13 protein-coding genes and 1 pseudogene are annotated in these 10,391 nt (G+C 43.7%); 12 read left to right on the plus strand and 2 right to left on the minus strand.

Annotated elements, in window-relative coordinates; genetic code table 11:
* The first annotated feature begins 235 nt into the window (after positions 1–235).
* The 11 genes and pseudogenes from HY200_09415 to HY200_09465 all read left to right on the plus strand — a co-directional run bounded on the left by HY200_09415 (position 236) and on the right by HY200_09465 (position 7,142).
* Positions 236–559, plus strand: coding sequence for a hypothetical protein (locus tag HY200_09415; protein MBI3595162.1), 324 nt, complete (start codon positions 236–238; stop codon positions 557–559).
* Positions 560–714: 155 nt separating this feature from the next.
* Positions 715–1,128: a type 1 glutamine amidotransferase gene (locus HY200_09420; protein ID MBI3595163.1), complete on the plus strand. Its 414-nt coding sequence runs from the start codon at positions 715–717 to the stop codon at positions 1,126–1,128.
* A gap of 366 nt (positions 1,129–1,494) precedes the next feature.
* The gene (locus tag HY200_09425) at positions 1,495–1,971 is read left to right on the plus strand and encodes a hypothetical protein (protein ID MBI3595164.1); all 477 of its coding nucleotides are present in this window, start codon (positions 1,495–1,497) and stop codon (positions 1,969–1,971) included.
* A 214-nt stretch (positions 1,972–2,185) separates the two neighbouring features.
* Positions 2,186–2,410: a helix-turn-helix domain-containing protein gene (locus HY200_09430; GenBank protein MBI3595165.1), complete on the plus strand. Its 225-nt coding sequence runs from the start codon at positions 2,186–2,188 to the stop codon at positions 2,408–2,410.
* A 361-nt stretch (positions 2,411–2,771) separates the two neighbouring features.
* Entirely contained in the window at positions 2,772–3,473 is a 702-nt protein-coding gene (locus HY200_09435) for a response regulator (protein ID MBI3595166.1), read from the plus strand.
* A pseudogene (locus tag HY200_09440) lies at positions 3,470–3,607 on the plus strand (cation transporter). The gene HY200_09435 and the pseudogene HY200_09440 overlap by 4 nt, the downstream one beginning before the upstream one ends.
* A 132-nt stretch (positions 3,608–3,739) precedes the next feature.
* Positions 3,740–4,219 carry a hypothetical protein gene (locus tag HY200_09445; GenBank protein MBI3595167.1) on the plus strand — a complete coding sequence of 160 codons (480 nt, stop codon included), beginning with the start codon at positions 3,740–3,742 and terminating at the stop codon, positions 4,217–4,219.
* Between the two features lie 441 nt (positions 4,220–4,660).
* Positions 4,661–4,999: a hypothetical protein gene (locus tag HY200_09450; GenBank protein ID MBI3595168.1), complete on the plus strand. Its 339-nt coding sequence runs from the start codon at positions 4,661–4,663 to the stop codon at positions 4,997–4,999.
* Positions 4,996–5,427, plus strand: coding sequence for a helix-turn-helix transcriptional regulator (locus HY200_09455; GenBank protein ID MBI3595169.1), 432 nt, complete (start codon positions 4,996–4,998; stop codon positions 5,425–5,427). Before HY200_09450 ends, HY200_09455 begins: the two co-directional genes overlap by 4 nt.
* A gap of 571 nt (positions 5,428–5,998) precedes the next feature.
* Entirely contained in the window at positions 5,999–6,367 is a 369-nt protein-coding gene (locus tag HY200_09460) for a helix-turn-helix transcriptional regulator (GenBank protein ID MBI3595170.1), read from the plus strand.
* A gap of 436 nt (positions 6,368–6,803) precedes the next feature.
* On the plus strand, positions 6,804–7,142 hold the full coding sequence (locus tag HY200_09465; protein MBI3595171.1) for a hypothetical protein: 339 nt from the start codon (positions 6,804–6,806) through the stop codon (positions 7,140–7,142).
* A gap of 169 nt (positions 7,143–7,311) precedes the next feature.
* On the opposite strand, the gene HY200_09470 is transcribed toward HY200_09465, so the two are convergent.
* Both HY200_09470 and HY200_09475 read right to left on the minus strand, forming a co-directional pair.
* Positions 7,312–7,866: a hypothetical protein gene (locus HY200_09470; protein ID MBI3595172.1), complete on the minus strand. Its 555-nt coding sequence runs from the start codon at positions 7,864–7,866 to the stop codon at positions 7,312–7,314.
* 34 nt (positions 7,867–7,900) lie between these two features.
* Positions 7,901–8,221: a hypothetical protein gene (locus HY200_09475; GenBank protein ID MBI3595173.1), complete on the minus strand. Its 321-nt coding sequence runs from the start codon at positions 8,219–8,221 to the stop codon at positions 7,901–7,903.
* A 345-nt stretch (positions 8,222–8,566) separates the two neighbouring features.
* Between HY200_09475 and HY200_09480 the strand changes: the two genes are divergently transcribed.
* The gene (locus HY200_09480) at positions 8,567–10,060 is read left to right on the plus strand and encodes an HD domain-containing protein (GenBank protein ID MBI3595174.1); all 1,494 of its coding nucleotides are present in this window, start codon (positions 8,567–8,569) and stop codon (positions 10,058–10,060) included.
* Positions 10,061–10,391 lie beyond the last annotated feature (331 nt).

Raw genomic sequence — 10,391 nt, forward strand, 5'->3', positions numbered from 1 at the left:
GGGCGGGGCACGCCCGGTTAGCCTGTGGAGAGATGGCTCAGTCAGGCCGCTCGATGAATCAGGAACCCGCCGAAGTGAGTCAGTTAGCTTTTAGCTGAACGCCGTAGGAATCCCCTTCCTTTAGGGAGGGGAGGATGTCAATGAGGCAGACGTCATGGAAAAGGGGACTGAACGATCTTGGTAACCTCCCTCTCTATGAAATAGATAACGTTGGGAATAACTTCATAAGGCGGCCATGAATAAGAACCTCCCCCTCAAATACCTGATCTGGATTGAAGCCAGAAAGAAGTTTCATCTCTCCCATCCTCAAATTCAGATGGCTCGAGAGCTTGGAATGAACCCCAAGAAGTTCGGTAAGCTTTCTAACCATGAACAGGAATCCTGGAAGCTGCCGCTGGGTGAGTACATCGAGGAGCTTTACCTAAAGTATTTCAAAAGGCGTTCTCCTATGAACGTTTATTCCCTTGAGGAACTCGCGAAAGAAGAGAAGAAAAAACACGAAGCAGGCAAGGAGCGAAGGCTATCCGAAAAAGCGGAAGAAACCGGAACCGACCTTTAGCCAAAAATAACCTTCACCGGATCGGAGTAAGCTGTTGCGCTTTCTTCTATATGTGGGTTGTACGCCATGTTGGTCATTTTTCCAGGTCATACGATAACTTTTCGGGGGATTTGTAAAAACCCCGATTTAGATTAAAGAAAATGGAATAAACTGACATGAATCCTGTTCTGATTGTTAAAAATTGTACCAGAGAAGGTCCGGGAATCATTGAGGTCCTTTTAAAGAAATTTTTGATTCCGTTTAAAATCGTTGACCTTGAAGGGGGAGATTTTTTCCCTCCGCCGAATAATTTTAGCGCTCTCATCGTCCTAGGGGGACCGGATAGCGCCAATGATAACAATAAAAAGATTCAAAACGTTTTGACCCGGATACAGGAAGCCCTCTCTTCTCAAATCCCTTATTTTGGAATTTGCCTTGGATTACAACTCCTTGTAAAAGCAGGGGGTGGAGCAGTCGTGAAAAATCCCGTGAAGGAGATTGGGTTCCGCGATCCGGAAAAGATATTTTTCGAGGTCAACCTGACCCCTCAAGGGAAAACCGACCCTCTCTGCAAAGGTTTGGAAACCTGAACAGGGAAATATTGCCAGAACCAGATTGTCAAGGCCAGTCCCCTGGCTTACGGAATTCAGGGCCATCTGGAACTGACAGAAGAACTCTTCGAGTCATGGAGGAAGGAAGATCCGGATTTAGCCGGTCTTTCACAACCCGAGCTGGAAAATGACTATAGTTTTCTCCAGAACGAGTTATTTAAAACCGGCTCTAAACTTTTCACCAACTTTTTAATTTTAGCCCGATTAACGAAATAGAACCTTTTATTTTTTTTGAGGTTTTCCCTTATTTTTTCTAATTTTCAGAGGTTATACTCCCACTTTTCGGGGGATGTGCAAAAACCCCCTATTTATATTTTGGTAAATTAAACCATCGATTGGAGACCAATGACTAAACAAATCAAAAACAGAATGCTGACCCAATTGGACGCCGTAAAACTTGTCTGTAAGTACCTTGAAGAAAGGGGATTTCTGGTTACTCATTCACCCCTTATAGACAAGAGGGTCAATAATATCCGGGCGACCCTTAAAGGAACACAGGATGTTGTTATAGAAGTCCGAGGGAACACCACTGTCCCCCGGGTACGTACCAGCACTCCCTCCAGGCCCTATGGTTCAGAACAAATCAAGAAACACGTTGAACACGTTCTCTACCAGGCCACTCAGAATGTCTGCGGAAAAAACCTGGCTGGCATTGCATTTTCAAAAAACATGTTTTATCAAAAATGGGTAACTCCAATTCTTCCTGCTTTAAAGAATATCGGAATAGAGATTTTTTGGATCCTCCCGGACGGACACATCGAGATTCTTGGATACTGGAAAAATAATCTAATTCAAGGGGAAGGAAAATTCAGCCCAAAATAAATATAACCTTTTAAGATAATATTATTTTTGAGGAGGTATTACCTAGTCCCACAAAAGAACGGCCCATTCCATAACAGGAATTTCTGTCCGGAATTTTGCTCCGGGCGAGGGAGCCTCGCCAGAAGATTGCGATCCTGGAGATTTTATAGTAGTTTAATATTAGCCAGCCTTTTTCCCAACTTTACAAAATCCTTCCCTCTGTTATCTTTATAGTATGGCCGTCAAGAAAACCTACACCATTCGCGAAGCGGCGAAAAAACTGGGAATCACTCCCGAATCGGTTCTCAAGGCAATTCAAAAAGGGCGCCTAAAAGCTCGAAAGAAAATTGTTAAAATTCCTCAAGAAATTTGGATGATCGAAGTTTCGTCCGTTGAAGCTTATGTCGTCTCAAGATCCCATCAGAAACGTGGTTTAAAAAGAGATGTGAAAAGACATTGACAGGTTAGTGTATACTATCCTATATTCACGGGGATTCCTCACTTTCGAAGGCCTGGATTTGACAAAACTCTCACCAGATGTAAAATTAAACATCACCTATTGATTAAAAAATCATTTATTCATTTATTGAAGAAATAACCGTGCGCATTCCTACTTTCATCAACTCGCGGCAAGCAATTTATAGATAACGGTTTTTCGTCAGATCCGCCTCTCCGCGTTTTCAGGACGGGGAGGATGTCCAATTCAAAAAGCAAAACAACCCGAGTCAGGATTGCATAACAAAGGAATTTAAGATAAGTGACCGAGTGTTTTCTAGATGTGTGAGAATAGGACGGCCAAACCGTAAGGAAGGGGAAGAGGCATGATTGCCACGCCCGAAAAAAGGATTCTGGTGGTCGATGACGACGATCTGATCAGAGAAACCTGTCAGAATATCCTGGCCTCCGCGGGTTATTTCGTGGAAACAGCCGCTGACGGCGTGGATGCGTTAAATAAAATAAAAAGTTGTCCTTATGATCTCATCCTGTCAGATCTCAATATGCCCCGGCTGGATGGATATCAGCTCTATCTCTGTGTGAAAAAGGATTTTCCTTTCCTGACAGGCAGATTCCTTTTAATGACCGGGAATCCTCCGGCTGGAGAAGAGGGTGAGGCGATTCTTTTACAAATCCATCAGAGAATCCTTAAAAAACCTTTTCATCCGAAGGAGCTTTTAGATCGGGTCAGAGGTCTCACCGCTGTTCCGATTGAGTGGAGAAAAGAGGAGCGTTACCCGTGGAATGCGGATTGCCACATAGCACTCGCAGCCGATTTTCCCTTACTGATCGCAGTAATACAGAATATTTCCAGTCAGGGGATGAAAATAAAACATTCAGGCTTGCCGGTTCTAAAGATAGGCGATCTTGTCTCTGTCAACATCCCTCAAAAAAGGGTAGAAAGGAAAGCCCAGGTCCGGTGGTCAGATCAATCAGAAGGTTTTTCTCTAAGCGGCCTGGAGTTAATGGAGCCGCTCCCTGTCCCCTCTATTTTAGCGGCTCCGTCTTCCCCCATGGAGACTCATTGACCCAGGTATTGCTCGCCGCTGGCGGCACCTACATTTTCGTTTCCCGCTGGCCGGACATCGTCGTCGGCGCCATCATCGCAGGCCTTTTCCTCAGCTCCGCTCTAAGTGTCCTGCGCCAGTCGCTGCTTGCGCTGTACGGACCACCACCTGTTCCGCCTTCTCAAAACCTTAAGCCGGTAGCCCTTCACCTGTCCACAAAAGAACCAAGCAACCCTGGGTAAAAAAGGTAAGATCACCTATCCGCGCAGTCTCATCTGGAGTAAAGGATGTCACCTTTTCGAGCCTATTTTGGGTTTCTGCAGAAGTTCCTTTTGGGGCTTTCTATAATATTCGTTCTCCAATCCTGTGTAGCGAGTACAAAATACGATGAAATTCCGATTTCAGATCGGCGAATGAATCTTTTTGGCCTGCAGGCGATCTCGACGAAATACCTCGACGAACATCCACAAGACTTTCATAAATTTTCCAGAATTTTGACTGAAGCAGACGACGCGCTTGGGACACATCAAACCCTTACGCACGGACACGTGATGGGCTGGATTCAACGCAGCCTGACCCTTGAAGGATACAATGAGAGCATGCCAGTCTATCTGTTCTTGCGCAGCGTTTATCTGAAGAACTGGGAAGGTGCTTACCTGACCTTGGTGGATGACGGAGATCGCGAATATTTGTATGACCTGATATCGGCTGTGATGGGCGGTATGCACCTCTGTTCCACTTGCTCGACCAGTCACATGAATAAATAACTTGGCCCAACATAAGCTCGGTCTATATACATCACAACGGGGTCACCACTTCGTATTACCCGCAGTTATCCGAACTTAATTTTTGCATCCATGGATTTATGCGAACTTACTGCTTCAGAAGAGTAAGAAAATAGACTCTTGAAATTTCCGCCTACAGTACCTTGGCAACTGTTTTTCCAATTCCCGATTCTAGACAACCCCAAAAATGATTTAAATTATGGCTAATAATTTTGGGCATAAGTTCATATTAATTATTATTAAGTCATTAAGGTCATGTTTTAGTTGACATGTCTACTTAGTCATGTCAATATAACACTATGAAGATCCCTTCCTTTAACGAACTTTAACGAAGCGGGTGAACTTCCCCCCGGTGAATACAAAACATCGCTTCCCATTGTGAAGAATCGCTTCGGGAGTTTATCAGCAAAACGTGAGAAATTGATGCGAGGGCTGGAAAGGGCTACGGAGAACTTACGAGGGGCGGGGATAAAAAGAATTTGGATTGATGGAAGCTTTGTCACAAACAAGGAGAAACCTAATGATGTGGATGGCTGCTGGGAGTATTCGGAGGAGGTTGATCTTGTCAAGCTTGACCCCGTGTTCCTGGCTGAAACACGCGAACCCATGAAAGAAAAGTATGGAGTTGAGTTTTTCCCAGCCGGTGTGATTGAAGCCGGGAGCGGGCTTCCTTTTCCAAAATTTTTTCAAATTAATCGAGACGGAGAACCCAAAGGAATCTTGGTGATCTCGTTCGAAAAAAAGCGAGGTAAAATTTCATGATCCGAAGTGAAAAACAGTATGAAGCTTCCAAAAAACAGCTTGTTTTGTTGCGACAGGCTTTAACCGCTAAGAGCCAGGCGCAAATGCCAGAAGCCTTGGTACGAGCCGCTCGGGGTCAAACCGCAGAACTTGCAGCCGAAATCGAAAAGCAGATCAAAGACTACGAAGAATTACTAAAAACCCCAGCGAAGGAATTGCGTATCCACTCTTTAAATGATCTTCGTGTGGCGCCTATTCGATATCGAATCGCTGCTCGTATGACAGTCGAAAGCTTCGCTCGACTCGTCCACGTGCACTCTCGACAAATTGCAAGGTATGAAAGCGAAGATTATCAAAACGTATCTTGGGATACCTTGCTGAAAATTTTGGAACGGCTAAATGTTAAAATAGAAGGCACGGTGGAACTCGATCGCAAGATTGCCGTTTAAAGTGATTAGCCCTTTTAAGGGATTCCTTTTTGATTTTGTTGAGGTTTGATTTATAATATCTTTATGAAGAAAAAGACATTAAGTGAAACAAACTCTTACCTTAAGGATCCAGCAAAGCGCCAGGCCATGATTGCCAGAGCGGTCATCTCCTCGTCAGCCATTGAAGGGGTACGAAAACCTGCTGTCATAGCTACTACAATCAGTAAAAAGGAAAATTCTACTTCTTCCCGGAAATCCGTAAAGTCCGTGAAATAACCTTCCTGAAAATCTGCTCCATCGGTTCATAATTACGGTCCCATCCCGCCCTTACCGCATCAAAATAGTTCTCACGCATCTTTCCCTGAATAACCGTAAAATCCAATATGGGTAAACCTGCCTGTAAGGCCATGAGTATTGCCAACAGACGAGCGACATTGAAACAATAATCTGGCCTATCATCACCCCCTTCCATCCAATTTTTCTTTGATCCCAGGGAAATGAACCCATACCATTAACTTATTGGATTAATAACGTATTAGATAGTCCCTTTTTATCAAGTTTTACCCGATATCATGAGCTCATGAAAGTGGATATGGCAGAAATCGACAAACAGTTAGGAGTGAGGATCAAGCAGATTCGAAAGAGTGTAAAACTCACTCAAGGCAAGCTTGCAGAAAGTGTTAATTTAAGCGTTGAATATATCAGCAGACTGGAGCGGGGTGTTTCAGAACCCTCATTCAAGACACTTCAAATGCTGGCTGAAGCCCTGAATGTGACGCTCAAGGACCTCCTCGATTTTAGAGGCCCGGTGACCTTTAAAGATAAAAAACAGGAAGCGAAGCAAAAAGCCAAATTGATCGAGGCCATTTCAACGGAATTAAAAGGGATGGAGCCTCGGGAATTATCCGCGGTTTATCAGGTCATTAAAAGTCTTATCAACAAGCCCAACGAAAAAGAATAGTTCCTTTCCTCTGGTTCCATTTCTTCAAAAGATTTCAAAATCCTTCTCCACTTCAGATTTTCATTTATTTTTACCCGATTTAACGCAAAACCCTTTGTCATGAGTTAATTCCTCTCCTTATTTTTCTTTAATCTCCGTGACCCCGGTTGTCACATCCCTCACGTAAAATAAGTTCAAAATGAATGCCGCAACCTGATCACGGCAATACTATTTTGATTTATTAAAAGAGGAAAACTCCAAACTCTTTTAAAGGATGGATTCATTTTGAGGAGTCAGAACAATTCCAATTTTAAAAAACTATGAATGGCGGTTATTTATGAACGATGATGTATCGGTATCCTTGATAATGGGTCACAAAAACAGTGACTATCTTCTTATTCATCCTGTGAGACGTTCTGATCCAAAATCTAAAAAGTTTTGGGAAGGGAATTGGCTTATGACCGATGTTGAAATGAAAGCAGGGGGTTTTGCGGGTAAAATCGTGGCTTCCCTTCGAACAGACGAATTTTATCGGTTCTATCAGGAACTCACTTCCCTTTATATCACGATTCCGGGAAAAGCTTCCTTTTTGTCGATGGATGATGGGCTGGAAATCAGGATGAAAGGGGATGGAAAAGGGAATTTCAGAGCGGATTGCGAAGCAAAAGACCCCTCAGGAGCCGGAAGCCTTTTAAAATTCAGACTCCTGTTGGATTACACCCATATTCCAGACATTTTAAGGGACCTGGAGGAGATTCTTAAGAAATTTCCGGTGATCGGTAAGCCTGAGGGGTAAAAAAGGAGATACAACTTCAAAGGAGCAATATCAAAATCCGCTAAACTTTTACCTGAGTGAACCCATTATTTCCGGCCCCTTTTTCTTCCTGGTTTGGAATGAGTTTTGAGGGTGCGGGAAGCCTGGTCGGACCTCCCGCACTGGTTGGGCGTTTACTGGTTATTGTGGTTCAATTAAAAAGGGCTCTCCGAAACGGGTTGGGCCGTATCCGTGAACTTCTTCTTAAGGTCGGTGTCCGTTCTTCCATTCTTTCTCCCAGCCGCTCTTTAATAACTTCGAAGGGTCTTAACGACTCTCCCCACCGGGCAATTAAAAAACGCAACGGGCCGATCATTCCGATTAAAACCGGGTCCTCTTCGGCGCTTCGGATCTGATACGAGCTGAAATATCCTTTCAGTTTGCATTCCGACCAGATTTCAAGCACAGGCAAAGGGATAAAATCAAGAGTATACCCCTGCAGATCCAGCGTATCCTCCTCATCAAAATGGTGATTTGCCACGCCAGGTTGATCAGTGTAAACGGTTGGGAGAAATTCCTCCCAGACCGCAAGTTCTTCCGGGGTTAAGATTTTAAACGGAATGTTTTTTGCCCGCTCATAGGCCGAGATCCATGCCTCTTGGCCTTTAAGCCCCAGTTCCCGGATTAATTCGATTTTCCGTTCCCACTGGTCAAAAACGCCCAAATTAACGGCAGTGGATTTTTCTTCAAAGATTTCAATCTGCATAGTGAGCTCCTTTTTAAGATTTTCTAATATTTGACTATTTCTCGATCCAGACTTCATAACCGAGTTCTTCACATTCTGTATCGATTAATATGATTTTTTTGCTGGATTTTTCGGCATATTCTGTGGCGAAAGCGACTGCCGCTTTCTCATCCTCAAATCCATCGGCGCATTTGAAACCCGAGTGATCCTCCATAAACTCATAGTAGGTAATCAATGGAAAAGGGAGTTTGTCAGGATTAATCACCTTTTTCATATTTTTGATCCGGGCATTGAACTCCTCTATAGACATGAACTCCTCGAGAGAATTCTTTTTCGGTTTTCCAACCAGTTTAAGTTTTTTCTTTGTGCTGCTCATTGTACCCTCCTGTTTTTAAAAGTTTTTGATGACCGGTGATGATTGTGGAAGTTTAAAGGCTCGCTGTGACATCCGGGGTCACAAGAGATAAAAAATCTCTCTCACTTCTTAACTGGTTATTAAGAAGCGAATGATGTTTATACAGAAGCTTACCAGAGGGGTGTGACAGGGGAGGTCACGGGATTTTAAATTAGACAACTTTCTTTAAGGCTGTTTTAGAGTGCGGTTTTGACCCGGCTTGTTCTCTGTCCCCTGAAACGTTCTTACTGTTTTAGCGACGCCTGTTGCAAATAAATGGAAAAAGACTTATCTTGGCTTCTGGGGGAAAAACGATAAAATCTGTCTATGACTTTAGAAAATTACGATTTTACCAGGCATACGATTCAAGACCCGATTCATGGAGCGATTACTTTTGGTCCGATTGAACGGGTTATCATTGATCATCCCTGGTTTCAACGATTGCATGGATTGAGGCAAAACTCTCTTTTATATCTGGTCTTTCCTTCGGCTAATCACACCCGTTTTGAACATAGCATCGGCGTCATGGGATTGGCCGATCAATATCTTGAAGCCATTATTAATAACCAAAAAAATATTTGCGCAGCAGGAACCGATCGAAAATCGTATCAAGAGCCATACCGGGTGGATGGCCATGAAATAAGCAAGATCTTCGAACTATTGGCCAACGATCATTATTATAAACTCATTGTCCGGATTGCCGCCCTTTTTCATGATATCGGCCATGGCCCATTCAGCCATTTATTCGAGAACTTTTTTCCAACCGCAGATGAACTATTAGGCTTAAAGCAAAAGACCGAGTATCAACATATTCAAACCTATCTTATGAAGGATCGATCAGATCATAAAAGAGAACCGATCAGACATGAGGTCCTATCCTGTTTCATCGCGACCCGGATACTCCTTGATTCCAGAACGATTCTTAAAGAGTTTGATTTGAATCCTTTCGAAATGGCGAAAGACGTCTGTGCAATAATCGAAAAGGGGATCACACCGACGGACCGGCTGATGATCAAAGAATATAATATCCATGGACTTTTACACGATATTATTTCCAGCGATCTGGACGCGGATCGGATGGATTATCTACTCCGGGATTCCCATATGTGCGGTGTTAATTACGGTTTATATGATCCGAATCGGATCTTAAAAAGCATGTGCGCTTATGGCCAGGCCGATAACAAAGAGATCCGCGTTGGCATCCGGTATAGCGCCCTTGGCGCCGTGGAAGATTTCTTATTTTCCCGTTACCAGATGTATAGCCAGATTTACGGGCATAAGACCAGCCGTGCCTGTAATGCCATGCTTGACCGGATCCATGGGCACCTTAAAGAAGCAAAATGGAATTGGTACGCAGAGTGCGACTCCGTCGAAGCGTTATTGACCGTTTTTAACACCCTTGACGACGCATCGTTTAAGACAATATTAAGAGACATCAATATCGATCAGGGCTCAGGGAGGGTTAAAGAAATAGCAGACAATCTTTTTGTTGAACGAAGATTGGCCAAAAGGGTTTTTGAAGAAAGGGCCGATTCCACACAGCTGAGTGTGGCGATGGATCGTTGGAAAAAGAAACAGAAACAACTTCAAAAAGAGAATATCTGGTTCGTTGAGGACCAGTTTGGAAACAAGGGGCCTGAGGTGAACGGGGCCAATTATTATCTAAAGGTATTGAAGAAAAATCCGGAAGGACATTATAATGTCCAGGAAGTAAAAGATTGTTCTAAAGTCCTCCAGTCCCTTCCTGAAAAAGAATATATTTTCCGAATCTATTGCAGGGAAAAGGATGAAAAGACCGCTGTAAAAATGATCGCGGAATAAAAGGGCTTCCTACCCCGGGGACAGAACCCCATTTTAATCTTTAATCGGACTCATTTTCTTATCTTGTTGCTTCATTTTATCACCGCCGTATGACATCGGAGGTCACACGGTTTTGCTTACCGCGTCGATGACCGCTTCTCTCAAGGCCGACTAAAACCTTGACATTAAGTCCCGAAACTGGGACACTTCATTTCAATGAAACCCGCTCTATTTCATCCCAAAGTGAGAGATATTCTGCGAGGGTTCCCGGAAGAGGTCCGAAGAGAGATTGGCAAGCTGATTTTTGATCTCCAGAAGGGAACCAGCCTCACAATGCCTCTCTCTAAGCCGA

The sequence above is a fragment of the Nitrospirota bacterium genome (assembly GCA_016194305.1).
Classification (GTDB): Bacteria; Nitrospirota; Nitrospiria; order JACQBW01; family JACQBW01; genus JACQBW01.